This window comes from Staphylococcus simulans (assembly GCF_025561465.1).
Lineage (GTDB): Bacteria > Bacillota > Bacilli > Staphylococcales > Staphylococcaceae > Staphylococcus > Staphylococcus simulans.
The window spans coordinates 1,169,725-1,195,288 of record NZ_CP095100.1 but is presented as its reverse complement, the minus strand read 5'-3'; the positions used below and the strand labels follow the sequence as shown (position 1 = coordinate 1,195,288).

23 protein-coding genes, 1 riboswitch and 1 other annotated feature are annotated in these 25,564 nt (G+C 35.6%); of the genes, 4 read left to right on the top strand and 19 right to left on the bottom strand.

What is annotated here, in order from left to right; all coding sequences use genetic code 11:
• Window positions 1–29 precede the first annotated feature (29 nt).
• The 8 genes from MUA87_RS05565 to MUA87_RS05530 form a co-directional block, all read right to left on the bottom strand.
• Window positions 30–860 (bottom strand): YtnP family quorum-quenching lactonase, encoded by an 831-nt coding sequence (locus MUA87_RS05565; protein WP_262551378.1) that lies wholly within the window; start codon window positions 858–860, stop codon window positions 30–32.
• Window positions 861–964: 104 nt separating this feature from the next.
• Window positions 965–1,603, bottom strand: a complete 639-nt coding sequence (gene trmB / locus MUA87_RS05560) for a tRNA (guanosine(46)-N7)-methyltransferase TrmB (RefSeq protein ID WP_103364047.1) — start codon at window positions 1,601–1,603, stop codon at window positions 965–967.
• A 13-nt stretch (window positions 1,604–1,616) separates the two neighbouring features.
• Window positions 1,617–2,408: a phosphotransferase family protein gene (locus tag MUA87_RS05555; RefSeq protein WP_023015987.1), complete on the bottom strand. Its 792-nt coding sequence runs from the start codon at window positions 2,406–2,408 to the stop codon at window positions 1,617–1,619.
• A gap of 266 nt (window positions 2,409–2,674) precedes the next feature.
• Entirely contained in the window at window positions 2,675–3,523 is an 849-nt protein-coding gene (gene dat / locus MUA87_RS05550; protein ID WP_023015988.1) for a D-amino-acid transaminase, read from the bottom strand.
• A gap of 2 nt (window positions 3,524–3,525) precedes the next feature.
• Window positions 3,526–4,941, bottom strand: coding sequence for a dipeptidase PepV (gene pepV / locus MUA87_RS05545; RefSeq protein WP_002481225.1), 1,416 nt, complete (start codon window positions 4,939–4,941; stop codon window positions 3,526–3,528).
• 193 nt (window positions 4,942–5,134) lie between these two features.
• The gene (locus tag MUA87_RS05540; RefSeq protein WP_057509789.1) at window positions 5,135–5,551 is read right to left on the bottom strand and encodes a YtxH domain-containing protein; all 417 of its coding nucleotides are present in this window, start codon (window positions 5,549–5,551) and stop codon (window positions 5,135–5,137) included.
• Between the two features lie 25 nt (window positions 5,552–5,576).
• Window positions 5,577–6,272 carry a pseudouridine synthase gene (locus MUA87_RS05535; RefSeq protein WP_023015990.1) on the bottom strand — a complete coding sequence of 232 codons (696 nt, stop codon included), beginning with the start codon at window positions 6,270–6,272 and terminating at the stop codon, window positions 5,577–5,579.
• Entirely contained in the window at window positions 6,272–7,906 is a 1,635-nt protein-coding gene (locus MUA87_RS05530) for a putative polysaccharide biosynthesis protein (protein WP_002481228.1), read from the bottom strand. Before MUA87_RS05530 ends, MUA87_RS05535 begins: the two co-directional genes overlap by 1 nt.
• Before the next feature lie 269 nt (window positions 7,907–8,175).
• Between MUA87_RS05530 and MUA87_RS05525 the strand changes: the two genes are divergently transcribed.
• Complete coding sequence (locus tag MUA87_RS05525; protein ID WP_070626319.1) at window positions 8,176–9,432, top strand: BaiN/RdsA family NAD(P)/FAD-dependent oxidoreductase; 1,257 nt, start codon at window positions 8,176–8,178, stop codon at window positions 9,430–9,432.
• Window positions 9,433–9,518: 86 nt separating this feature from the next.
• Here MUA87_RS05525 and MUA87_RS05520 read toward each other — a convergent pair whose 3' ends face one another.
• The 3 genes from MUA87_RS05520 to MUA87_RS05510 form a co-directional block, all read right to left on the bottom strand.
• Window positions 9,519–9,836, bottom strand: a complete 318-nt coding sequence (locus MUA87_RS05520; RefSeq protein ID WP_002481231.1) for a rhodanese-like domain-containing protein — start codon at window positions 9,834–9,836, stop codon at window positions 9,519–9,521.
• A 20-nt stretch (window positions 9,837–9,856) separates the two neighbouring features.
• Complete coding sequence (gene leuS / locus MUA87_RS05515) at window positions 9,857–12,271, bottom strand: leucine--tRNA ligase (protein ID WP_107552219.1); 2,415 nt, start codon at window positions 12,269–12,271, stop codon at window positions 9,857–9,859.
• Window positions 12,272–12,322: 51 nt separating this feature from the next.
• Window positions 12,323–12,513 (bottom strand) — a binding site (T-box leader).
• 137 nt (window positions 12,514–12,650) lie between these two features.
• On the bottom strand, window positions 12,651–13,829 hold the full coding sequence (locus tag MUA87_RS05510; RefSeq protein WP_002481234.1) for an MDR family MFS transporter: 1,179 nt from the start codon (window positions 13,827–13,829) through the stop codon (window positions 12,651–12,653).
• Window positions 13,830–14,101: 272 nt separating this feature from the next.
• Here MUA87_RS05510 and MUA87_RS05505 point away from each other — a divergent pair, with 272 nt between their 5' ends.
• Entirely contained in the window at window positions 14,102–15,064 is a 963-nt protein-coding gene (locus MUA87_RS05505; RefSeq protein ID WP_002481235.1) for a tRNA modification radical SAM protein MnmL/YtqA, read from the top strand.
• The gene (locus tag MUA87_RS05500; RefSeq protein ID WP_262551377.1) at window positions 15,061–15,618 is read left to right on the top strand and encodes a tRNA 5-(aminomethyl)-2-thiouridylate-methyltransferase MnmM; all 558 of its coding nucleotides are present in this window, start codon (window positions 15,061–15,063) and stop codon (window positions 15,616–15,618) included. The genes MUA87_RS05505 and MUA87_RS05500 overlap by 4 nt, the downstream gene beginning before the upstream one ends.
• Window positions 15,619–15,680: 62 nt before the next feature.
• Here MUA87_RS05500 and MUA87_RS05495 read toward each other — a convergent pair whose 3' ends face one another.
• Both MUA87_RS05495 and MUA87_RS05490 read right to left on the bottom strand, forming a co-directional pair.
• Window positions 15,681–16,637 carry an L-lactate dehydrogenase gene (locus tag MUA87_RS05495; protein ID WP_262551376.1) on the bottom strand — a complete coding sequence of 319 codons (957 nt, stop codon included), beginning with the start codon at window positions 16,635–16,637 and terminating at the stop codon, window positions 15,681–15,683.
• A gap of 176 nt (window positions 16,638–16,813) precedes the next feature.
• Window positions 16,814–17,644 carry an alpha/beta fold hydrolase gene (locus MUA87_RS05490; RefSeq protein WP_262551375.1) on the bottom strand — a complete coding sequence of 277 codons (831 nt, stop codon included), beginning with the start codon at window positions 17,642–17,644 and terminating at the stop codon, window positions 16,814–16,816.
• A gap of 261 nt (window positions 17,645–17,905) precedes the next feature.
• Here MUA87_RS05490 and MUA87_RS05485 point away from each other — a divergent pair, with 261 nt between their 5' ends.
• Window positions 17,906–18,901 carry a proline dehydrogenase family protein gene (locus tag MUA87_RS05485; RefSeq protein WP_262551374.1) on the top strand — a complete coding sequence of 332 codons (996 nt, stop codon included), beginning with the start codon at window positions 17,906–17,908 and terminating at the stop codon, window positions 18,899–18,901.
• Window positions 18,902–18,974: 73 nt separating this feature from the next.
• On the opposite strand, the gene ribH is transcribed toward MUA87_RS05485, so the two are convergent.
• From ribH to MUA87_RS05455, 6 genes are all read right to left on the bottom strand, one after another.
• Window positions 18,975–19,436 carry a 6,7-dimethyl-8-ribityllumazine synthase gene (ribH, locus tag MUA87_RS05480; protein WP_002481240.1) on the bottom strand — a complete coding sequence of 154 codons (462 nt, stop codon included), beginning with the start codon at window positions 19,434–19,436 and terminating at the stop codon, window positions 18,975–18,977.
• Window positions 19,437–19,468: 32 nt separating this feature from the next.
• Window positions 19,469–20,650 (bottom strand): bifunctional 3,4-dihydroxy-2-butanone-4-phosphate synthase/GTP cyclohydrolase II, encoded by a 1,182-nt coding sequence (locus MUA87_RS05475; RefSeq protein ID WP_023015995.1) that lies wholly within the window; start codon window positions 20,648–20,650, stop codon window positions 19,469–19,471.
• A gap of 15 nt (window positions 20,651–20,665) precedes the next feature.
• Window positions 20,666–21,298 carry a riboflavin synthase gene (locus tag MUA87_RS05470; protein ID WP_057509781.1) on the bottom strand — a complete coding sequence of 211 codons (633 nt, stop codon included), beginning with the start codon at window positions 21,296–21,298 and terminating at the stop codon, window positions 20,666–20,668.
• 4 nt (window positions 21,299–21,302) lie between these two features.
• Entirely contained in the window at window positions 21,303–22,352 is a 1,050-nt protein-coding gene (gene ribD, locus MUA87_RS05465) for a bifunctional diaminohydroxyphosphoribosylaminopyrimidine deaminase/5-amino-6-(5-phosphoribosylamino)uracil reductase RibD (protein ID WP_057509780.1), read from the bottom strand.
• A gap of 162 nt (window positions 22,353–22,514) precedes the next feature.
• Window positions 22,515–22,651: riboswitch (FMN riboswitch) on the bottom strand.
• A 94-nt stretch (window positions 22,652–22,745) separates the two neighbouring features.
• The gene (locus MUA87_RS05460) at window positions 22,746–24,227 is read right to left on the bottom strand and encodes an FAD/NAD(P)-binding protein (protein WP_262551373.1); all 1,482 of its coding nucleotides are present in this window, start codon (window positions 24,225–24,227) and stop codon (window positions 22,746–22,748) included.
• Between the two features lie 141 nt (window positions 24,228–24,368).
• Window positions 24,369–25,214 carry a peptidoglycan release complex glucosaminidase SagB gene (locus MUA87_RS05455; RefSeq protein ID WP_002481245.1) on the bottom strand — a complete coding sequence of 282 codons (846 nt, stop codon included), beginning with the start codon at window positions 25,212–25,214 and terminating at the stop codon, window positions 24,369–24,371.
• Window positions 25,215–25,564 lie beyond the last annotated feature (350 nt).

Below are 25,564 nucleotides of genomic sequence, written 5' to 3'. Positions count from 1 at the left end.
CATTGTTTTTTTGTTGCATTTGTTTTAAGTTATTGATTTCTTTTTATTTCTGCTTTGATAGAATGATCTTCTTTATCAAATTTAAGCACAAAGTATGTCGCATCATGATAAAACAAGAACCAATAATCCTGCATAATCAACCAAGGCAGCCATCTTTCTTTCTCTCTGATTGATTGCATTGGATAATCATCATATGATGTTACCCATAATGGGTTCATATGCGCATGTGAAGGAAAAATATCTGCCATATGGACTGCTTTTTCTCCATCACTTTCAATAGTAATTATACTGTGTCCAAAACTATGGCCACCCGTATGATACATATGAACACCTGGCACAACCTCAATCTCATCTTCAAATAAAATTAAATGCTTTTGATAATCACCGAGATTAAGTTCAGGCCAATATGTTGCTTTACTGCGTAGATTAGGTGCTAAAAATTCATGCCATTCATCTTGTTGTATATAATGAACTGCATTAGGGAATTTCGCATGACCTTCTACATCAGATAAACCTGAAGCGTGATCATAATGCATATGGGTCATCAAGACAATATCAATGTCCTCTAATGTTAAACCGAGCTTTTGCAACCCTTCTTCAATTAATCCTTCATTTTCAACACCAAAGTTACGTTTTTGTTTTTCAGTAAGCTTGCCTTCACCTAAACCTGTATCAATCAAGATATTGTGTTCTTCTGTTTGAACTAAAATCGGAGATACACTCATGGGTACTTGGTTCTTTTCATTTGCTGGTATTTTTCTATCCCATAAGGGTTTCGGAACCGGACCGAACATCGTGCCTCCGTCCATGTGCGTCATACCACCGTTCAAATCATGGATTTTAAATTTTCCTAGTTTCAAAAGCCTCACCCTAACGTTCAGATATATAACTAAGTATAGGTTGATATAGACATATTTTCAAACTTTAGAAACGCAAAAAAACTGCATTCTATTGAATGCAGTGATTAATGATGAAACTTTGCTTCCATTCGGTAAATACGTGAACCTTTATCCGCAAACTTTCTTTCATATTCAGTTTCAATATTATCCTCATCATCTTCATCATGAAGATTGAGATTAATCTTAGTAAAATACATACCAAACTGAGACATACTTTCTAAACTATAAGCAAATAATCCTCGATTATCAGTCTTGAAATGGATTTCTCCATCTTCTTTCAAAATCGTTTTATATAATGCAAGGAACGTGTGATACGTTAGTCTTCGCTTCGCATGTCGTTTTTTCGGCCATGGATCAGAAAAATTTAAATAAACACGATCAATTTCGCCAGGTTTAAAGTAATCAGTTAATTCCATTGCATCATTACAAATTAGTTTGATATTCTGCAAATCCTTTTCCAACACTTTATCTAACACACGAATCATCACGTTTTTATCTCTTTCTAAAGAGACAAAGTTGACTTCAGGATGTTGAGCAGCGAGTTCTGTAATAAACTGCCCCATTCCAGAACCGACTTCAATATAAATCGGTTGTGATTTATCGAACCATGCTGACATCTTGCCAGCATGCGTTCCATCCATATCTACAACTGTATTATGTTTGCGCAAATAATCCTCTGCCCAAGGTTTATTTCTTAATCTCATTTGCTTATTCTCCTCAAATAAATACGTTGCTGTTCATCACTTCATTTAAAAATTTCAGCCATATATTCATATCTTTATAACGTTTCTGTTCTTCAGACCACTCTACAAGACCAATCGCTTGAATAACGGTATACCATTTCATTCTTTTACTTAAATCTAATGATTCTTTGCAACCATATTTTTCAAGCCATTCTGACCACTCATTTTGAGGAACGTAATTGTAAAGCAGCATTCCGATATCGATGGCAGGATCTGCTAACATTGCACCTTCCCAGTCGACTAAATAAAGTTCATCACGATCAGATAGCAACCAATTATTATGATTTACATCTCCATGAACGACTGTATAAAAGCGAGGGTCCAAATGAGGTTTATGCTCTTCAAGATACGTCAAGGCTTTTCTGACTACATGGTGCGTCAGTACCTGTCTGGAAAGCGAGGTATTGATTTTATTGTATAGAATATCTGGTGTAATAGGTTCCATTTCCATTCTTTTCAACATGGTCAATAATGTTTTTGAGCTATGAATTTTTTTCAATAACTTAGCCACTCTTGTCTGAGTCATTTCTTCGAAAGTTAATTCTCTGCCATTTTTCCAATGTTGCGCTGTGACAACTTCCCCTGTTTCTATTCGTTTTGTCCAAACTAATTTAGGGACAATACCTTCAGCTGATAATGCCGCTATAAATGGATTAGAATTTCTTTTCAAAAATAGCTTTTGACCATCTTGTTCGGCCATATAAGCCTCTCCGGATGCGCCTCCAGCAGAATCTAAAGTCCATCCTAACTGATAGAACTGCTCCAACACGTTCACCTCGCTTTCAATTAGAAAATGGCTCTAGAAGTGTATTTCAAGAGCCATATTTTATATTTCTTTAAAAAGTTTAATACTTTTACGTCCTTAGCACTCATTGTTAATTTTATAATTTTTAACCTTGGTTTTCAACCAAAAATGAGAAACAAAAAGACACATTTTACTTTCTAGAAAGCTATTGAAAATAATTAAATTTTCAGTAGCGACAAAATAAAATTATAACACATTTTCAAGGTAAGTTGGAGAAAATCATGCAATTAATGACTTTCCTCAATTTTTTGTTCGAAGCCTTTTTGTAATTGGCGAGTAATTGGACCGACTTCACCATTGCCGACCGCTTCACCATCCAATTTAATTACAGGCATCACTTCAACAGACGTACTAGAGACAATAATTTCATCTGCTTGTTTTAAGAAATCCACTGTAAACGTTTCTTCTTTAAATGGGATTTCTTGTTCTTCAGCAACTGCTTTAATAACTCGTCTCGTAATACCATTCAAAATATAATTATTCGTAGGATGTGTATAAACAACACCGTCTTTAATTGCGTAAACGTTACTTGACGCTCCTTCAGTAACTGTTTCGCCACGATGTTGGATTGCTTCATCAGCGTTATATTTCACAGCGTATTCTTTCGCAAGCACGTTGCCTAATAAATTTAAGCTTTTGATATCACATCTTAACCAACGAATATCTTCTACAGTAACAGCATTGATACCATTTTCTAGTTTTTCCACAGGTCTGCCGTAGCTTCTTGTAAATGCCATCATCTGAGGTTTAACATCTGGTCCAGGGAATGCATGATCTCGTGGTGCTGCACCACGAGTAACTTGGATATACACCCCACCATTTTCAACATTATTTACTTCTGCAAGTTTTTTTACTTTGTCAGTTAGTGATTCTATTGTTTCATCTAAATCAATATTTAATTCTGACGCACTTCGTAAAAATCTTTCAAAGTGTTCTTTTACAGTAAATAATGTATTGTCATAAATACGAATGTATTCATAAATACCGTCACCAAAGTTATAACCTCTGTCATTGTATGGTACATTTGCATCCTGTTCATCTACAAATTGGCCGTTCAAAAATACCTTGTTTGTCATACTCATTCCTCCACACATAATGCGTATAGCGCTTCTAAATAAATGCTAGTAGCATTGAAAAGTTGTTTTTTCGTAATATATTCATTTCTTTGATGCATTAAGTCCTCTGAGTCGCTGAACATTGCTCCGAATGCTACGCCTTTATCTAGATTACGTGCATAAGTACCTCCGCCAATTGTATAAGGCTCAGTCATGTCACCTGTTTGATTACGATAAGCTTGAACTAATGATTGTACAAATGGATCTTCTTTATCTACATAGTGCGGACGTTGAACTTTCCCAAGTTTAAGTTCGAATCCTAAATCATTCACTTCATGCTTGAATCCTTCAATTGCTTCATCAAATTCAAATCCCTCTGGATAACGTAAGTTCACACCGAATCTTCCGCCTTCAGGCAATGTATATGAAATAATACCGATATTTGTTGTTAAGTCTCCCATTTTATCAGTATGGAATTTCATACCCATTTTTTCACCGAAGTGAGATTCGAATAAGTAACGTTCACTTAAATCAACGAATTTAGCTGCTTGAGTATCTAATTCTAATCCACGTAAGAAGTGGAGTAAGAACAAACCGGCATTTAAACCGATAGATGGGTCCATACCATGTACCGCTTTACCTTTTAATCGTAAAACCAGCTTATCGTCTTCTAATTCACTGTTACCTACAAGTTCATGTGCTTCTAGATATTGTTGGTAACGTTCTGTTACTTCTGAATTGTTATTTTTAACTTTGAGATGTGCAACTGCTTCATCTGGAACCATGTTATAGCGTTGTCCAGATTCAAATGATAAAAGTGTAACTTCTGAATTTGTATCAGTAGAATCTTTTGCTTCGCCAGCTAATTCAATATCGAATGTTGTAATACCTTTTTCACCATGGATTGCAGGGAATTCTGCATCAGGTGCAAAGCCTAGTTCAGGCATTTCTTCTGTTTTGAAATAACGATCTACACAAGTCCAGTCTGATTCTTCATCTGTGCCAATGATAATGTGTACACGTTTTTTCCAGTCTACATTCATTTCATTTAAGATTTTAACCGCATAGTACGCAGCAATTGTTGGACCTTTATCATCCAATGTACCACGTGCAATAATTGCATCTTCAGTTACAGTCGGTTCAAACGGTGGTGTATCCCAACCTTCACCTGCAGGTACCACGTCAACATGACAAAGAATGCCGAATAAGTCTTCACCTTTACCTGCTTCAATTCTTCCTGCAACATGATCGACATCGTGGACATTAAATCCGTCACGTTCTGCAATTTGATACATATAATCAAGCGCAGCTCTAGGACCTGGACCTAGCGGTGCATCAGGTGTAGCTTTGCTATCATCTCTGACACTTTCAATTGAAAGTAAGCCGTTTAAATCAGCAATAATTTGATCTTGGTATTCTTGCACTTTTTCTTTCCACATTCGTGATCAACTTCCTTCTCAAATTTTAGTTCACTCTATATTTTACCCTAACTGATTCTTAAACAACAGTGGGAACCTACTTAATTTTCTGACTTAATCTCAAAATGTTGTCATCACAGTCATCTCAGAATGAAATTTTTAAATAAAAAAAGTACCTTAGCTATTCGCTAAGGTACTGAAAGTTCAATTGCTATTATTTAGTATCGTTTGAACCTTTATTGTCATTTTGTTTTAAGTCTTCTTCAGTCACAATTCTGATATTATTTTGTGCTTCATCAGATTGTTTAACATCATCTAAAGTTGGTGATGCTGCATCTTCTGAATTAGAGAAGCGAGCTTTTTGCTCTTGTAAGAAACCTTTAGGGTCTTGTTTTACTTTTTCAGCATAGCCTTTAGGATCTTGTTTTACTTCGTTGAACGTTTCAGTTGCTTTAGACGCAACTTGGTTTGCTAATTCTTTAGCATTTTCTTTGTATGATTCTGGATTTTCTTTGTATTTATCATACTCTTGTTTTAGACGATCTCTGCTTTCTTTTCTTGATAATAATACTGCTGCAGTTGCTGCACCAATACCTAGTACTGCTTTAAAAAAGTTACTTGATTTTGCCATAATAATCACCTTGTCCTTTAAGAAATTAGTTTTTCACTAGTTCTAATTCTGCTTCCGTCAAAGTACGATATGCACCTTTTGACAGATTATCATCTAGTTTTAAGCTTCCGATTTGAACTCGCTTTAATTTAGTTACCTCATTTTCAATTGCGTGAAACATCCTTTTTACTTGATGGTAACGTCCTTCTTGAATTGTAACGTACACAATCCTTGGATTTTCCGTTAGTTCAAGCTTTGCAGGTTTAACCGGTCCATCTGATAATTCAATACCTTGTTCAAACTTTTGTACATCTTCCTCTGTTACAGGCAGTGCTGCTTCAACACGATATACTTTCGATACGTGTTTATTCGGACTCATTACATCATGATTAAATTGCCCATCATTCGTAATCAATAATAAGCCTTCAGTATCTTTATCAAGACGACCTACCGGAAATATGTCTAAATATTGGTAGTCTTCAATTAATCCGATAACCGTTAAGTGTTCTGCATCCTCTACAGCAGACACATAGCCTTCAGGTTTATTGAGCATCAGATAAATCTTATCAATATAAGTTATTTGTTCTCCATTGACTGTAATGATATCTGAATTCGGATCAATTTGTCGTTTGCTTTGTTTTTCTTTTTTGTTATTCACTTCAACAGCGTTCTGTTTAAGCAATTGTTTTACCTCACTGCGTGTTCCGACACCCATGTTCGATAAAAATTTATCCAATCGCATTATGAGATTCTCAACTTTCTACGTAACTTGCTTGGCAATTCACCTAAAAATTGGTCAGCAAGTCTTGTTTTCAGCGTGATACCGCCATAAACAACCATGCCGATAACAACCCCCACAATTAAGATAATCAGACTTCCGATTTTAGTTTGCGGTGACACAATCAGTTGCATTACCCAATATGCTGCTTCAACACAAAGCATCATGATAAAGCCATAGATAAAGATTTTCGCAAACTGTATCCAAGTTTCTGTAAATGTAAACTTAGCATACTTTTTCAAAATATAAAAGTTACATATGTTCGCAAACAATAATGCGATACCTGTACTTAATACCGCACCTGCTGTATGGAATGCGACAATTAATGGGAAGTTCAAGACAACCTTAACGACGACTGCTGCTAATATAACAAACACTGTCAATTTCTGTTTATCAATTCCTTGCAGCATTGATGCTGTAATACTTAATAAAGAAATCAGCATCGCGACGGGTGCGTAGAAGAATAATAAACGACTTCCGTCAAAGTTACTGCTATAGAACACTGTATATAACGGTGCTGCTAAAGCCATAATACCTAAACTTGCTGGAACAGTGATGAACATCAATACACCTAATGATGTTCTGATTTGACGATGCATTTCTGATAATTCCCCTGACTCATAAGTTTTAGTGATATAAGGGATTAAACTAATCGCGAAACCAGCAGCTAAAGATGTTGGTATCATCACAATTTTATTTGTTGTCATATTCAAGATTGTAAAGAAGTAGTCATGCAATTGTTGCGGTACTCCTGCCATACCTAACGCATTGTTATGTGTTAATTGGTCTACAATATTGAATAATGGGAAGTTCAAACTCACAATGACAAACGGGATACTATAAGAAATAATTTCCTTATACATTTTTGAATATGGTACATCTAAACCAGTGGTATCAGACGCTACCATTTTATCAATATGCGGTTTACGCTTACGCCAGTAATACCATAGCGTAAAGATACCGACGATAGCACCGATTGCTGCCGCGAACGTAGCGACACCATTCGCCATCAATACTGATCCACCCATCACATTTAACACGACATAACTGCCGCCTAAAATGAAAATAATACGTGCAACTTGTTCAGTTACTTCAGAAACAGCTGTAGGTCCCATAGATTTAAATCCTTGGAACACACCTCGCCAAGTTGCAAGTAACGGAATGAAGATAACAACTGTACTGATAATACGAATAATCCACGTGATGTCTTCGACAGTCCAGCCGCCCTCTATGTTTGATTTATGCGCAAGTGTCACATTGGCAATCAATGGTGATAATGCATATAAAATAATAAAACCGATAACACCGCTGATTGACATAACGATAAAACTTGATCGATATAACTTTTGACTGACATGATATGCACCGATTGCATTATATTTCGCAACATATTTTGATGCGGCCAATGGCACACCAGCAGTTGCTACCGCAATCGCAATGTTATAAGGTGCATATGCATAGTTGAACGGGGCCAAGTTTTCTTCTCCGCCGATAATGGCATAAAACGGAATGATAAATAGCACACCTAGTATTTTAGTTATTAAAATACTTACCGTTAGAAGAAAGGTCCCTCTTACTAATTCTTGACTTTCATTCATTACAATCTTCCTATCTGAAAATAATTTTAATCTTATCCTACTACCAACAATTGTCAGCAGTTACTTTTTTTCATTAGTATTATAGCTTAAAATAGTGTTAACAGGAAAGATTATATAAATAATTTCACAACAGTGTCAGAGAAATATATCGCAGACACTGCAAAACAAGCAAATGACTTACCTAAGCTTTCACAATAACCTAAATACAATACAGAAATCAAATTTAAAGGAGGCAGACGCGCTTATACATTTCAGCGCGTACCGATTATATGTATCAATCGATTATTATCGGCGGCGGACCCAGTGGTTTAATGTCTGCAGCAGCCGCAAGTCAAAACAAACAAAAAGTATTATTAATAGAAAAGAAAAAAGGACTCGGCAGGAAATTAAAAATTTCAGGCGGCGGACGATGTAATGTCACAAATCGACTGCCCTATGATGAAATTATTCGCCACATTCCAGGTAACGGAAAATTCTTATACAGTCCTTTTTCAGTCTTTGATAACGAATCCATTATTGAGTTCTTCGAATCTCGCGGTGTGAAACTTAAAGAAGAAGATCACGGCAGAATGTTCCCGGTTTCTAACCGTGCTCAAGACGTCGTAGATACTTTAGTTCAAGAACTCAAAAATAATAATGTTGAAATTAAAGAAGAAACTGCAGTCAAACATATTAAGCTAGATGAGGACGGCCATTTTATTGTGACAGATCAAAATGATCAAGTTTATCATAGTAAGACCGTTGTTATTGCGACGGGTGGGACAAGTGTTCCGCAAACAGGATCAACTGGAGATGGCTATACGTTTGCTGAGTCTCTCGGTCATACAATAACTGAACTCTTCCCTACTGAAGTCCCAATTACTTCTAAAGCACCTTTTATTATCAGGAAGACTCTAAAAGGATTGAGTTTAAAAGATGTCGCATTATCAGTGCTTAGAAAAAATGGCAAACCGCGTATCACACATCAAATGGATATGATTTTCACTCATTTTGGAATCAGTGGTCCAGCCGCATTACGATGCAGCCAATTCGTCTACAAAGAACAAAAATCTCAAAAGAAACAAGACATTCAAATGCAATTAGATGTGTTCCCTGACGAAAAAGAAAATGAGGTTCAAGCGCGTATCAAATCTTTAATTAAAGAAACACCAGATAAACTTGTTAAAAACAGTCTGCGTGGGATTATAGAAGAACGCTATCTCAACTTTATACTAGAACAAGCTGGTGTAGCTGAAGACACTACAGGTCATCATATTTCCAACCAACAAATCCTGACGCTTGCACAACTGTTCAAAGGTTTTACATTTACAGTGAATGGTACGTTACCTATTGAAAAAGCATTTGTGACAGGTGGCGGTGTTTCTATTAAAGAAATTGAACCGCATACAATGATGTCAAAAATTACACCTGGCCTATTTTTATGCGGTGAAGTTTTAGATATTCATGGTTATACTGGTGGTTACAATATTACAAGCGCATTGGTTACAGGCCGTGTATCAGGTATCAATGCCGGACAGTTTGAATAGTTTTTCACATAATTTAATCAACAAAATGAAAAATAGCCGAAACTGCATCGTAATTTTACGACCAGTTTCGGCTATTATCATTCAATTTAGATACTATTAATTTCTAAACCTTCATCGCCCCAAGCTTTCATACCGCCTTCTACATTAACCGCATGAATATTAGGGTTTTGTTCTTTCAAGTAATTCACTACATTCGCACTGCGAACACCTGCAGCACAGATAATGTAATACGTATCGTTCTCATTGAATTCATTAAGGTTATCAGGAATTTCATTCATTGGAATAGTTGTTGCTCCTGGAATAATACCTTTCGCTGTTTCTTCGTTTTCTCGGACATCAACGATATGAATTGGTTCATTATCGAACATTTTCTTTTTCAATTCATCAGTTGTGATTGATTCCATAACTTAATCATCCTCCTTTATTATTTAGCTACAATATTAACTAATTTTTGCGGAACTGCGATGACTTTCTTGATGTCTTTATCCCCTATATCTAATTTAACATTCTCATTGTGTAACGCAATATCTTCCATTTCTTCTTTTGACGCATCTTTTGGAATGAAGACTTTTGCTCTTACTTTGCCATTAACTTGGACAACGATTTCAACTTCGTCATCTACTAACAATGCTTCATCGAAATCTGGCCAAGGTTGGTAACTGATTGTCTCATTATGACCTAATTTAGCCCATAGTTCTTCACCTAAGTGTGGTGCAATTGGTGATAACATTTTAACGAAACCTTCAACATATGGTTTGTATAATTGATCAGCTTTATAACCTTCATTGATGAAGACCATCAATTGACTGATTGCTGTGTTGAAGTTCAATGTATCAAAGTCTTCTGTCACCTTTTTAACAGTTTGGTTATAAACTTTTTGAAGTGACTTATCATCTGTATCTACAATTTTAGAAGATAATGAGCCATCTTCATTCACAAACAATCTCCAAACACGGTCTAAGAAACGTCTTGAACCATCTAAACCTTTTTCACTCCATGCGATTGCCGCATCTAAAGGTCCCATAAACATTTCATATAAACGTAATGTGTCAGCACCGTGAGAACGGATGATATCATCAGGGTTTACAACGTTACCACGAGATTTACTCATTTTTTCGTTACCTTCACCTAAGATCATACCTTGGTTGAATAATTTTTGGAATGGTTCTTTCGTTGGTACAACGCCTAAATCATAAAGCACTTTATGCCAGAATCTTGCATAGAGTAAGTGAAGTACAGCGTGTTCTACACCACCGATATATAAATCAACCGGTAACCAATGTTTTAATTTTTCTGGATCTGCTAACATTTCATCGTTATGCGGATCAATATAGCGTAAGTAGTACCAGCAACTGCCTGCCCATTGTGGCATCGTATTCGTTTCACGACGACCCTTCATACCAGTTTCTGGATCTACAACGTTTACGAATTCATCAATATTCGCAAGTGGAGATTCACCAGTACCAGAAGGTTCGATAGAATCAGTTTCTGGTAATAATAATGGTAATTCATCAGTCGGAACAGTTGTCATAGTGCCATCTTCCCAATGAATAATTGGAATAGGTTCACCCCAATAACGTTGACGGCTGAATAACCAGTCACGAAGTTTATAATTGACTTTTTTCTCGCCGGCACCTTTTTCTTCTAACAATTCAATTGCTTTTGTAATGGCTTCAGCATTATGCAAGCCATCTAAAGCACCAGAATTTACATGTGGACCATCGCCAGTGTATGCCGCTTCTGAAATATCTCCGCCTTCAATAACTTCTTTGATTGGCAAATCAAATTTTTGTGCGAATTCATAGTCACGTTCATCATGCGCAGGAACAGCCATCACAGCACCTGTACCATAAGATGATAAGACATAGTCCGCAATCCAGATTGGTAATTTTTCACCAGATAATGGATTAATCGCATAAGCACCAGTAAATACACCTGTTTTGTCTTTTGCTAAATCTGTACGTTCCAAATCAGATTTCATAGAAGCATCTTTTTGGTATTTTTCCACTTCTGCTTTATGATCTTCTGTTGTAATTTGAGAGACTAACTCATGTTCTGGACTTAATACTGCGAAAGTCGCACCATAAATAGTGTCTGGACGTGTCGTAAACACATCAATTTTACCGCCATGATTTTCAACTTCAAACGTAACTTTTGCCCCTTCAGAACGACCAATCCAGTTACGTTGCATATCTTTAATTGATTCAGGCCAATCTAAATCTTCTAAGTCTTCTAATAAACGGTCTGCATATTCTGTAATACGAAGTACCCATTGACGCATAGGACGACGATATACTGGGAAACCACCACGTTCTGAAACGCCATCTACAACTTCTTCGTTAGATAAAACCGCTTTAAGCTCAGGACACCAGTTCACAGCTACTTCATCAACATAAGCTAAACCTTTATTGAACAGTTGGATGAATACCCATTGTGTCCATTTATAATAGTCAGGATCTGTTGTGCTTAATTCTCTATCCCAGTCATAACTGAAACCTAATTCTTGAATTTGGCGTTTAAACGTTTGAATATTCTTTTTAGTGAATTCACGTGGATCATTACCTGTATTCAACGCATATTGTTCTGCTGGTAAACCGAAAGCATCCCATCCCATAGGATGTAACACGTTGTACCCTTGCATACGTTTGTAACGTGAAATAATATCTGTTGCTGTATAACCTTCAGGGTGCCCAACATGAAGTCCAGCACCTGATGGATACGGGAACATATCTAAAGCATAAAATTTCTTTTGACCCAAGTTATCGTTCGTTTTGAACGTTTTGTGTTCTGCCCAATAATCTTGCCATTTCTTCTCAATTTCTTGATGATTAAAACTCACTTTGCTTTCCTCCTAATAAAAAAATACAACTCAAACTATTATGCTTTGCTTATGAAGGACGACATTGTGCCGCGGTACCACCTTCATTCGTATCTTCTACGCACCTCATACATAATAGCTCGAGCTGTATTATTCTTAATATAATCGTTGGTAAGTTCATTTAAATGACTTAACTGGTTTGCACCGAACACCAGCTCTCTTGATAAGTCCATTAAATTACTACTCCATATACACTTATAACTATATTTTATTCTAACTCTTAATGCAAGTCTTAAATTCCTAGTCACCGCTTCTATTCTCATTGATATATAAATGAAGTTTTTCTACGTCCCTGCTTATCCATAAAAAGAAAAAACAAGATATACCACGTATACCTTGTTTAAACATCAAATTCATCTGGTGATAAACGTTTATCATATATAAATAAGAAAAACATCGAAATAAACAATAAGCCCATCATCGTTAAGAACATGGCTTGCATATTGAAACTGTCAACTAAAATACCGCCGATTAAAGGTCCGAATGCTTTACCGACCGTCGCTGCTGAATTAACAATACCTTGATAAGCACCTTGTTTACCTTCAGGCGCTAATTGATTCGCAATAGTTGGAACGGCTGGCCATACGAACATTTCACCAAGCGTTAAAATAATCATCCCAATCACAAATACTGAGAATTGCTCCGCAAAGCTTGTCACAAAGAATGACACGATGAATACGCAAATTCCGACAAACATCTGTTTCTTCAAATTACCTCTAAGTAAGCGAATAACCGGATAAATTAATGGTTGGGCTACTAAGATCATAATACCGTTAATTGTCCATAGAACACTGTATTGAGACAATGAAATATTCATTTCTTGAGTGAATGAAGCGATAGTACTTTCCCATTGAATATATGCAATCCAACAAATTGAAAACATAACACAAAGTAATAACAAAGCCACAAAACGTTTGCGATATTTCTTTTGTGCCCATTGATTTGCATCGGGTATTTTAACTTTACCGCGATATTGTAAATTAAATTGTGTCACTGCTACGATAAAGAATGCGACATACATTAACAAGTTTGCGATGAAAATGTAATTAAAGCTGAGTTCAGCTACATACCCAGCAATAGCAGCACCAAATGCGACACCTAAGTTTTGTGCTAAATAGATGGCATTAAAAGTTTGGCGTCCACCATTCGGCCAAACTGCACCTGCCATCGCATAAATTGCCGGGATAATGATACCACCCCCAAATCCTAACATGACTAACCATACCGCATATAAAGGCCATCCATGATAGAAATTCAATAATGTCGTTGCACATAAACAAATCACTGCACCGCTCATAATCGTAATAAAACCACCGAGCTTATCAAAGAAAAAGCCACCTAATAAGTTCCCGACAACCATACCTAAAGAGTTGATCATTAAAACCATTCCGGCAGTCGTCAAACTCTTCCCTAATTCCTGACTCATATAAATCGTATTTAAAGGCCATAAAAAACTAGCACCCATAATATTGATGGCCATACCAATAACTAACCACCAAATGGATTTAGGCATATTCATACTGTTCCACCCGCTTTCTATTCTTTTTATCTTTTTCTCAGGCAAAAACGTTCTGTATTTTTACCAATAAAAATTTCGCAAACAGAGACAAATAACTGTAAGCGAAACGTGTTTAGGATTTATATTGAATTGAATTTTGGATTTTGCAACCAAATCATCTTACTATAATTTTCAAATGAATAAAAGACCTAATTCGGATTTTCTCCTCAACATGTCCCTTCAATTTATGGTAAAATCTTACAATGGATTAATTTAAGAAAGGAAAATGTCATATGGGTCGATATTTTACGTATGCATTTGAAGATAAACGTTATCATACATGGAATTACCATTTAAAAAATAGATTCGGACAAAAGATATTTAAAGTCGCATTAGATGGAGGCTTTGATTGCCCAAACCGAGACGGCACTGTTGCACATGGCGGTTGCACATTCTGCTCAGCTGCAGGAAGTGGTGACTTTGCGGGAAATCGTGCAGATCCGATTGATGTACAATTTAAAGAAATTAAAGAACGCATGCATGAAAAATGGCATGAAGGTAAATATATTGCTTATTTCCAAGCCTTTACAAATACACACGCACCTGTCGAAGTGTTAAAAGAAAAATTTGAACCTGTGTTGAAAGAACCTGGTGTTGTCGGCTTATCCATTGGAACAAGACCTGACTGTCTTCCTGACGATGTGGTTGAATACTTAGCGGATTTAAATAAACGTACGTATTTATGGGTGGAATTAGGATTACAAACCGTACATCAAGAAACTTCCGATTTAATCAACCGTGCACATGATATGCAGACATATTATGATGGTGTTGCTAAATTGAGAAAACATAATATTAACGTGTGTACCCACATTATTAATGGTTTGCCTGGTGAAGATTATGACATGATGATGGAAACAGCAAAAACTGTCGCACAAATGGATGTTCAAGGTATCAAAATCCATCTATTACACTTACTTAAAGGCACACCGATGGTAAAACAATATGAAAAAGGCATGTTGAATTTTATGTCACAAGAAGAATATGTCAACTTAGTTTGTGATCAATTAGAAATCTTACCACCTGAAATGATTATTCATCGTATTACAGGCGATGGTCCAATTGATTTAATGGTTGGACCAATGTGGAGTGTTAATAAGTGGGAAGTGCTGAATGCGATTGATGCAGAATTAGCACGTCGTCATTCCGCACAAGGTGAACATTATCAACCTGTAGAGAAAGTAGAACAATCATGAAAGTAGAACGTATTTTACCTTTTGCGAAGTCATTAATTATCTCTCACATCAATGAAGCTAGCACAGTAGTAGATGCTACGTGCGGCAATGGACATGACACATTATTTTTAGCCCAGCATGTTCCAAAGGGGCATGTGTATGGGTTTGATATACAGGAAGCGTCTATCAAAGCAGCACGAGAGAAAGTAAAAGATTATAACAACACTACTTTGATCTTAGATGGACATGAACATGTATCACGCTACATCAAACAAGAAGATTTGCCGATTGATGCGGCAATCTTTAATTTAGGATACTTGCCTAAAGGTGATAAACATATTGTGACGACTTCTGAAACTACTATACAAGCCATTGAGTCACTTTTTGAAATGTTAGCACCAGAAGGTATTATTGTAATTGTGGTTTACCCTGGCCATCCTGAAGGTCGAATAGAAAGCAATGTTGTCTTTGAATATCTTCAACAATTCGATCAACAAAAAGCACATGTCTTACAATACGGTTTTATTAACCAACAAAATAATCCACCTTATATTTGCGCGATTGAAAAAAGATAATATCTGAGTATAAAAATAAGAGCAGTTACCGCATAATGCGATAGCTGCTCTTGTATTTAAACTTAGTTAAATAATTTATCTACACTTTTAGTTGTTTCTTTTAATACTTCTACAGAGTGGCTAAACTCTTTAGTTTCTCTTTCATTTAAAGGTGTTTCATAAATTTTCACTGCACCTGCACGGTTTACAAGTGTTGGTACACCGATGTAAACATCTTTATGACCGTATTCACCTTCTAAGTAACTTGAAACTGTTAATACAAGATTTTGGTTACGTAAAATGGCTTTAGAAATGTGTAATAAGCCCATTGCGATACCATAATAAGTTGCGCCTTTAGCTTTAATGATGTCATAAGCTGCATCACGTGTATTTAAGAAGATTTCTTCAATACGTTTTGCACGTTCAGGATCACCATTTAAAATATCATATAAATTTTGACCTGCAATACTTGCTTGTGACCATACTGCTAATTCTGAATCACCATGTTCACCAATAATGCTAGCATTAACACTTTCAGGTGCTACACCGAATTCTGCACCTAATTCATATTTGAAACGTGCTGTATCTAGAATTGTACCAGAACCGATAACACGTTCTTTTGGTAAACCAGAAACTTTTTTAGTGACATAAGTAAGCACATCTACTGGGTTAGCAGCAATTAAGAAAATACCATCAAAACCGCTGTCCATAATTTGACCCACAATTGATTTGAAGATTTTAGTATTTTTTTCTACTAAATCTAAGCGTGTTTCACCAGGTTTTTGGGGTGCACCTGCAGTGATAACAACTAAATCAGCATCTGAACAATCAGCATATGAACCTGCTGTAACGATAGATGGTGATTCACCATAAGGCATACCATGGTTTAAGTCTAGTATATCGCCTTTTACTTTTTCTTCTACTAAATCAATAATTACTAATTGATCAGCAACACCTTGTGCTACCATAGCGAATGCATAACTAGAACCTACTGCACCATCGCCTACTAAAACTACTTTATTCGCTTTTACATTACTCATATTACTTACCCTCTCCAATTTAGAATCGCTTCTATGTGATTTATTTCACATATACAAGATACCAATTTCAGCCTATAAAATCAATGCGAAATGCTTGGAAATTTTACACATTGTAAACATTTACCGACAATACAAAAGACGCTGTAATGGTAAAGGTTATTACAGCGCCTTTTTGATTAAATTTCAATTTGATCATCAATGTCATTTGGTATAAAACCTAATGCATTGACTTTGTTATTTAAATAACTAAGGATATAATGCATGACTAGCGGACGCTCTGGTTCATTATGAATTTCATGGTAGAGTCCTTCCCATGCTTTATAATAAAGTTCGTCTGTTTTTACACGTTTTTTGATTTCTACAATCGCATCGGTGTCTAAAATTTGATCTTCTTTCCCATACATTAAGCACATTGGGATACTTTGGATGTCTTCTAAATGTTCTAAAGTCTTTTTCATGACATGAACAACTTCTTTATACCAATGGTAAGATACTTTTGTCAGCATCAAACCATCTTCTTTAGTTTCTCTTATAACTTCTTCATTTCTTGTTAAATGCTCTGGTTCAATGCCTACATTAAAGCGCATATCTTTAACGCCTGCACCAATATTAGATGTAAATAGATTTTTGCGTGTTTTAGCATTTGTCTTAAACGCAACTAATGGCGAAAGTAAAATAATACCTTCAATCGGCAACTCAGTTCTTTCCATTAAATTTAATGTAATCAAACCGCCTAAGCCGACACCCATTAAAAATGTAGGTAATTTATATTCACTCGCTATTCTCAACCATTCCAAGATATGTTCGTGATAGACTTCAAAGTTGTCGATTTGACCTTTATTAGATCTTGAAGTTTGGCCTTGTCCAGGCAAATCACCCATAATCACATGATATCCATTTCGTCTGAGTGATGTAATCACATAGGCATATCTGCCTGTATGTTCTAATATATTATGAGCAATAACTATGACACCTTTTGCTTCACTTTCTGTTTCCCACTTCCACATATCAACGACTACCCTTCTACTGAATTAATTACTATTATTGTATCAAAACGAACCGATTAAAATCTATTTAGAACTGACATATATACTCAACTGAATTAAGGATAACCTTTTTAGTATTGTGTTCTTTTCTCATATCGATTACATAATTTACTATTAGTGTTATTTATAAATAAATAAGTATATTTGTATATTGTTAACGTTTTCATACATTTATGAAACATGATACACTATTTTTAACAGAGTTGTATGGGAGGAATTTACATGCCATTAGTCAAAGATTTTTTTATCAGTTTATCAAATAACACTTTTTTGAACCAAGCAGCACGAAAATACGGACCTATGTTAGGTGCCAGTAAAGTAGTTGTTGGTAACTCGATTGATGAAGTTATTAAGACAATCCAAACACTTAATGATAAGGGGATTACGGTGACTGTCGATTGTCTTGGTGAATTTGTAGATTCAAAAGAACAAAGTATTAAAGAAAAGAAAATTATTTTAACTGTACTACAAGCAATTTACGACAACAATTTAGACGCACATATTTCTCTTAAAATCAGTCAATTAGGCGCAGAGTTCGATGTAGATTTGGCAGAACAGAACTTAAGAGAAATTGTAGAAAAAGCAAAGTCACTTGGTAATATTCATATCAATATTGATACCGAGAAATATGCAGGCTTATCAAATATCCTCTACGTATTGGATGAATTATCAAAAGATTATGATAACATCGGAACAGTAGTTCAAGCTTATTTATATTCAGCCGACAATATGATTGAAGATTACCCGCACATTCGATTACGTTTAGTCAAAGGTGCTTATAAAGAAAATGCGTCTATCGCCTACCAAACTAAAGAGGACATCGATGAGAATTACATTAAGCTTATCGAAAAAAGACTGAAAAGTGCGAAGAATTTTACATCTATCGCTACACATGACCACAAAATCATTGATCATGTTAAAAAATTCATTAAAGAGAACAACATAGATCGTGATAATTTCGAATTTCAAATGTTGTATGGTTTCCGTTCAGAGTTAGCTTATGAAATTGCCGAAGACGGTTATCATTTCTGTATCTATGTTCCATTTGGCGAAGATTGGTTCGGATACTTTATGCGACGTTTAGCTGAACGTCCGCAAAATTTAAATTTAGCTGTCAAAGAATTTGTGAAACCTAAAACACTTGCTGTAGGCGCTGGCGCAATTGCTGCAGTTATTGGTTTAAGTTTCGGTCTCAAAGGCTTAAAGAAACGCAAGTAAATACTGTATTCATGAAAAAGGCAAGACCACTATCGGCCTTGCCTTTTGTCTGTTATTTTTAATTCAAAAACACTTATTGAATTGATTTTAATAAGTTTGCCATTTCAATTGCAGCCATTGCTGATTCTGCACCTTTATTGCCTGCTTTTGTACCTGCTCGTTCGATTGCTTGTTCAATTGTCTCAGTTGTTAGTACACCGAAGACTACTGGCAACCCTGCTGTATCACTCACTTTTGATACGCCTTTTGCAACTTCATTACATACATAATCATAATGAGATGTTGCTCCGCGAATGACACAACCCAATGTAATCACTGCATCATACTTATTTGTTTCTGCTAATTTTTTAGCAGCTAGTGGAATTTCAAATGCACCTGGTACATATGCTACATCAATATTATCATTTTCTACTTCATGACGAACTAATACATCTTTAGCCCCTTCTAATAAGCGACCTGTAATAAAATCATTAAAACGACTCACAACAATACCGATTTTTAAATCTTTACCTAATAGTTTACCTTCAAAGTTCATGTTAATTCCTCCAATAATATCGTTAAAATTTATTAAATCATGTGTCCCATTTTTTCTTTTTTCGTTTGCATATAATCATGATTGTGACTACATTCAGGTACAATCAGTTCAATTCGCTTTTCAACTTCAATACCATAATGTTTTAACCCTTTGAATTTTTCTGGGTTATTACTTAACAAGTTCACTTTTTCAATGCCGAAGTGTTTTAAAATTTCAGCAGCATGATAATAATCTCGTAAATCTTCTTCAAAACCTAATGCTAAATTTGCAGTGACTGTATCGTGACCTTGTTCAATCAGTTCATAGGCTTTCAGTTTATTAATTAAGCCAATGCCTCGACCTTCTTGTGGTAAGTAAATCACCATACCGTCGTGTTCATCGATGTATTTCATTGCTGCTTCTAATTGAGCACCACAGTCACAACGTTGACTATGGAAAATATCACCTGTCAGACAAGATGAATGAATACGTACATTTTCAACGTTTTGAATGTCACCTTTAACAATTGCTACAATTTCATCATGTGAATAATCTGATTCAAATCCATACATATCAAATGTACCGAAATCTGTAGGTAGTTTTACTTTAGCTTTTGCATGCATGTGCTGTTCATGCAATTTACGGTAATGAATCAAAGATTCAATGGTAATCATTTTTAATTGATGTTTTTCTTTAAATGCTTGGAGTTGCTCACCTTTAGCCATTGTGCCGTCTTCATTCATGATTTCACAAATGAGACCTGCTGGTTTTGAGCCTGTCATACTTGCTAAATCTACAGCCGCTTCCGTATGTCCTGGACGTACTAGAACCCCGCCGATTCTAGCAATCAATGGAAATAAATGACCTGGTCGATTAAAATCTGCACTTGTACTCTCATCATTAATCAAAGCTTTAGCTGTCAGCATTCTCTCAGCAGCGCTGATACCTGTCGTAGTATCGATATGATCAATACTTTCAGTAAATGCTGTACCAAATGCATCGCTGTTATCTTTAACCATCGGCTCTAAATTTAATGAGCGTGCGATAGAAGGAGCTAGAGGTGCACAAATTAAACCACGTGCTTCTCGTGCCATAAAATTGACTGTATTTTCATTCATCAATTCCGTTACAGCTACTAAGTCCCCTTCATTTTCTCGGTCTTCATTATCCACAACAATAATACTTTCACCTTGTTTTAGTGCTTCAACTGCACTTTCGATATCATCAAATTGCATTTCTGAACACTCCTCTTAGAATCCGAATTGCGCTAATTTATCTGGCGTTAATTCAGTATTTTGATTTGAAATTGCTTTTTGTACATATTTAAATAACATATCCGCTTCCAAATGCACGGTATCACCGACACGCTTTTGACCTAAAATCGTTGCGCGTTTTGTTTCTGGAATTAAATGAATATCAAATTGGCCTTCTGCTAATCTGAAAATCGTTAAACTTGTTCCATCAACCGTGATTGAACCTTGTTGAACCATTTGGTCAGTAATAGATTTAGGACATTGTATGGTCATGATATTAGAATTAGATGACGGTCTGATTTTTAGTACTTTTCCGACTTCATCGACATGACCTAACACAAAATGGCCACCAAATCTGCCCTGACTCGGCATAGCACGTTCAAGATTGACCGAGCTGCCTTTAGTCAGTTGATTGAGATACGTTTTATTTTCTGTACCTTTGATAACATTCACATCAAAGGATTTCTGATTAAAGGAAGTTACTGTTAAACATGCACCATTGACACTGATTGAATCGCCGATATGCATATCTTCTAAAATTGTTTCACATGCTATCGAGAGTTTTATGACATTTTGTTCTGTCACAAGGCGATCAACCGTACCGATTTCTTCTACAATACCGGTAAACATGAAATCACTTCTTTCTTAATACAACTTTGATATTTTGATCGATGATTTCAGAATGGTCAATTTCAAATTGAGGAGTTTGTTCTAAAGGAAGTACATTGTCAGTTTGATAAAACTGATACTTGCCAGAACCTCCAATTACTTTCGGGGCGTAGTAAATAATCAGTGTTTGGACACACTGTGATTGGAGAAATTGTGAAGTCACTTTAGGTCCGGCTTCTACATAGACTGAGCCGATACCTCTTTGATATAAATCTTTTAAAATAGTTTCAATAGAACAATCATCTAATACAATGATTTGAATATTAGACCCATGCTCTTTTGTTTTTAATTGTGTATTTTCTGTATACACAAGCACAGGTGTCAGTTGATCAGTAAATAAAGTTTGTGTGAAATCCAAATGACCGCTTCTCGCTAACACCACACGTACAGGCTGTCTTTCTCCTTCTAACCTTACCGTTAAACTCGGATTGTCAGCTTGTACAGTACCTGCACCGGTTAGAATAGCATCATGTCTTGCTCGATGTTTAAACACATCCTGTTTCACACCTGGATTTGTAATCCATTTACTTTGACCGTTATCTGTCGCTTGCTTTCCATCTAAACTGACACTCACCTTTAAAGTTACTTCAGGTATCTGTGCTTGTTTAGCTTTGAAAAAATCTGTATACATAGCTTCTGCTTGTGCATCATGCTGATATTCCACTTCTATACCTGCTTCAGTTAAAATCTCATCACCAGGTGAATCTAAAGTTATATCTTTCATCGCATATACAACTTTTGAAATACCTGCTTCAATGATTTTATTGACGCAAGGCGGTGTAGAACCAAAGTGTGTGCAAGGTTCAAGCGAAACATAAATCGTTGCGCCTTCTGCATCTGCACCTGCCATATCTAAGGCTTGTACTTCCGCATGACGTTCACCTTGTTTTAAATGCGCACCTAAACCGACAATTCTGCCTTCTTTAACCACGACAGAACCAACAGCAGGGTTCACACCCGTTTGGCCTTCAGCCATTTTTGCTAATGCAATCGCATTTTGTAAAAATCGATTCAAACAATCACCTCATTAAAATAAAAAAATTCCGTCACCTAACTAAAGAGGCAACGGAAAAATGTATCATCACCGTATTTAAACAGAGTCCACCCATGTTAAAAATCGCTAACACAAACTAGACTTCACTTAAATACGCGTTTTAAATCATATTTAATGACGTCTTGATTCTTTCTCCCATCCAGACTTTCACTGTCGGCTCTAGATTCACACTAGATCAGCCATACTCTAAAATAGAGTACAGGTCGCAGGCTTATGTTTTTACTGCCGGTTGGGAATTGCACCCTGCCCCGAAAGAATTTTATGAAATTGTTTCTGAATCGAACGAGCAATACTTTGCTCATATATTTATCATAGCTTATTTTAATTTAACTGACAATAATTATTACTTAATGATTATCTATTCTCCGAATGAAATTCATATAAACTATTAACCGCTTGTACAGATTGACGCACAATCATATTGACACCATTTCGTGCTTGGTTGATGCCATTGGTAATCTGACCAATCGCAATTAAGTGTGGCAGTGTTCCGTATCTCGGGCTGATGACTTGATTTGTTTCAGGCACAATTTGAATGCCGCCCATCGGATGCGCTTGCACAATTTGTCTATTCGCAATATCAATTAAAAAGCCGTCATCTTCATCTAAATCTTTTAATTGTGTTCTAGGTCCAGTCGCATTAATCACAACATTATATTGTTCAGTTTCGTTTGAATCTTTATATTTGAAAACAAAGGTATCATTTTCTTGTACAACTTTTTCTAAATCTTTTTTGATTAACAAGTGTCCCGCTTCTATCTCTTCTATAAGCAAACGTGCTGTGCGTGGCGGCATTGGGTTGGAATTCGCTTTTAAAATCGGCATGTAGCGTTTCATAAACTCCCTTTGATCTTCAATGCTTAAACTATTCCAAATCCAGTTCATATTTTCTTTTATCGTTTCTAATAAACTTTGGAATACACCTAATATTTCTGGGTGAGCTAAATCATATTTTAAATCTTTAATTGGGTCGCCGACTTTTCGATTGATAAGCTGTTGAAGTGGGATATTCAAATCCTCACACTCTTGCTTAAAGAGATGAATAGCAGTCTCTAGTGGAACTACACCAAAATGAGATTTAATAATCTGATTAAAGTTTTCTTTAGTTAGATACTTTAATGTAATTTCTGGCATTTCCCCTCTGACACTTGGCAACTCTCCACGTCGACTCACAGCCGTCAATGGCAAGTTAGGATGATGCTTCACAACATAACGAATAACATCAAGACTAGATAAACCTGTTCCGATTACTGCGATATCATCCGTATCTTCCACTGTATTTAATGTTTCATATGTGGGATAAGGTGATTTAATAAATCCTTTTAATCCTTTTAACTGGTATGGGTCATGATACGCCATCGTACCGACTGTCAAAAAGACATAGTCATATTGACGACATGCCTCTTGTTCATGATTGGTACAAATAAAGTATTGAATATGCGCATCTTTTTCAAAACCTTTTTCCAAGTACATTTCAGTCGCTTTTTCAGTAATAATATGAATATTGTCATACATGTCATTAAATTTATCGAGGTAACTTTTCATATAATGTCCAAAGACAAATCTTGGTAAATAAGTCGCATTCTCAAATTTAAAATCATTTTGTTGTTGATACCAACGATAGAATTCTTCCTGATCTTTAGAATTTAATGACATATCCTTACTTGGTAAATTAATTAGTAATTGTGAGCTGTCATTTTGAAATGGTACACCTTGTCCCATATTTTTAGCATTGTCATAAACATCAATGTTTAGTTCTTTGAAATATGGGTGCTGTTCTAATTGTCTTAAAATACTGACACCTGCAGTGCCCATTCCGATTATTGCAACACGCATACAAATAACCTCCTACTCTTCCTACATAACTACCCTGTTTATTGCTTCACCTTCTATTATGCAACAAACAAAAATAAAGCGAAACAATTAAATCACATTCATTTAATCATTTCGCTTTAAACTATATATTATATTGAATTATTATTGATGTTCTTTGTCATCTTTATAAACAAATAACTTGTAGTATTTACCTTCAGTATTAATCTTTTTATAGAAATCTGCAATAAGTGATGCGTTGCTTTCTGCCCATTTGATATCTGTTGCATATTGGTGTTCACCAGGATTCTTAGGATTCCATCTCATACTATATAACGTATTTTGATCTGGATTTGATAAGAAGTGCTTATGAATAAATTCTGCACCACCATCAATCGCTTTTTCTGGTGTATCCCAACCATGTTTTTTAGCATATTCAGCACCCGTTTTAATCGGGTCTTCATCTAATGCGCCGACACCATAGAAGTTGTAGTATTTTTTACCATCAATTTCTACACCTTTTGATAATTCACTTTTTACAGCACCTGTTTCCAAGATAGCATGTGAAATTAAGTATACTTCATTTACTTGTCGTTTTTTAGCTGCATGAATAAAGTCTTCAGTATGTGCTAATAATGTAGGTCTGTCAGCAAGCATACGCTTGATTCTATTTTTATCGATACCTTGATATTTAGATAAATCTAAGAATTGATACTTTTGAGTTTTATCATCGATAAATTTTTCACTGTCCATGGCTTTCTTGATCTCTGTTCCTGTAGCATCATGCCATCTATCATTTTTGTCGGAAACTTGTTGGCTTGTATAGTTATTAATTTGTTTTTTAGCTGCTTGATTCAGAGTTACGTCCAAATGTTCAACTGTTTCTTCTTTTTTAACATGTTTAAACAATATTTGGTCGGAAATCATAGAAAAGAAAATATAACCTGTCACAGCCAAAATAACAAGCAGCCCTATTATTGCGAAGATAGAGCCTTTCTTGTGTTTCGTCATAATTACACCTCTTAGGTCAAGTTAAAGTGAACTGCTTAACACTATGTAACACGGTGTTAAAGCTTCTCGGCGCATTCATGATGACTGATTTATTTCTTACCGAGCTATCCCCATAGTTCCTACGGTTTTATAACACTTAAAAATTATTTCGTTTTGATTCTAAATCTTAACACTTTTTGCAGTGTATCACAATTTAGAGTTATCCAACCACCATTCTATCATATCTTATTCCATAGAACGTGCTTGAAGTCAGAATGTAATATTGCTGTATTCTTTCAATAACATTTCTATAACCTCAGTACATGATTCGTGCAAAATAACATCCTTCAAATAAAAAACAGCCTATTTAT

What these genes read in the sequence shown, in the direction of transcription:
- trmB (WP_103364047.1), bottom strand. Translation starts at nt 1,603, where the DNA reads ATGAGATTAAGAAATAAACCTTGGGCAGAGGATTATTTGCGCAAACAT.
- dat (WP_023015988.1), bottom strand. Translation starts at nt 3,523, where the DNA reads ATGACAAACAAGGTATTTTTGAACGGCCAATTTGTAGATGAACAGGAT.
- pepV (WP_002481225.1), bottom strand. Translation starts at nt 4,941, where the DNA reads ATGTGGAAAGAAAAAGTGCAAGAATACCAAGATCAAATTATTGCTGAT.
- MUA87_RS05540 (WP_057509789.1), bottom strand. Translation starts at nt 5,551, where the DNA reads ATGGCAAAATCAAGTAACTTTTTTAAAGCAGTACTAGGTATTGGTGCA.
- MUA87_RS05535 (WP_023015990.1), bottom strand. Translation starts at nt 6,272, where the DNA reads ATGCGATTGGATAAATTTTTATCGAACATGGGTGTCGGAACACGCAGT.
- MUA87_RS05530 (WP_002481228.1), bottom strand. Translation starts at nt 7,906, where the DNA reads ATGAATGAAAGTCAAGAATTAGTAAGAGGGACCTTTCTTCTAACGGTA.
- MUA87_RS05525 (WP_070626319.1), top strand. Translation starts at nt 8,176, where the DNA reads ATGTATCAATCGATTATTATCGGCGGCGGACCCAGTGGTTTAATGTCT.
- MUA87_RS05520 (WP_002481231.1), bottom strand. Translation starts at nt 9,836, where the DNA reads ATGGAATCAATCACAACTGATGAATTGAAAAAGAAAATGTTCGATAAT.
- MUA87_RS05510 (WP_002481234.1), bottom strand. Translation starts at nt 13,829, where the DNA reads ATGAATATGCCTAAATCCATTTGGTGGTTAGTTATTGGTATGGCCATC.
- MUA87_RS05505 (WP_002481235.1), top strand. Translation starts at nt 14,102, where the DNA reads ATGGGTCGATATTTTACGTATGCATTTGAAGATAAACGTTATCATACA.
- MUA87_RS05500 (WP_262551377.1), top strand. Translation starts at nt 15,061, where the DNA reads ATGAAAGTAGAACGTATTTTACCTTTTGCGAAGTCATTAATTATCTCT.
- MUA87_RS05495 (WP_262551376.1), bottom strand. Translation starts at nt 16,637, where the DNA reads ATGAGTAATGTAAAAGCGAATAAAGTAGTTTTAGTAGGCGATGGTGCA.
- MUA87_RS05490 (WP_262551375.1), bottom strand. Translation starts at nt 17,644, where the DNA reads ATGTGGAAGTGGGAAACAGAAAGTGAAGCAAAAGGTGTCATAGTTATT.
- MUA87_RS05485 (WP_262551374.1), top strand. Translation starts at nt 17,906, where the DNA reads ATGCCATTAGTCAAAGATTTTTTTATCAGTTTATCAAATAACACTTTT.
- ribH (WP_002481240.1), bottom strand. Translation starts at nt 19,436, where the DNA reads ATGAACTTTGAAGGTAAACTATTAGGTAAAGATTTAAAAATCGGTATT.
- MUA87_RS05475 (WP_023015995.1), bottom strand. Translation starts at nt 20,650, where the DNA reads ATGCAATTTGATGATATCGAAAGTGCAGTTGAAGCACTAAAACAAGGT.
- MUA87_RS05470 (WP_057509781.1), bottom strand. Translation starts at nt 21,298, where the DNA reads ATGTTTACCGGTATTGTAGAAGAAATCGGTACGGTTGATCGCCTTGTG.
- MUA87_RS05460 (WP_262551373.1), bottom strand. Translation starts at nt 24,227, where the DNA reads ATGCGTGTTGCAATAATCGGAATGGGCACTGCAGGTGTCAGTATTTTA.
- MUA87_RS05455 (WP_002481245.1), bottom strand. Translation starts at nt 25,214, where the DNA reads ATGACGAAACACAAGAAAGGCTCTATCTTCGCAATAATAGGGCTGCTT.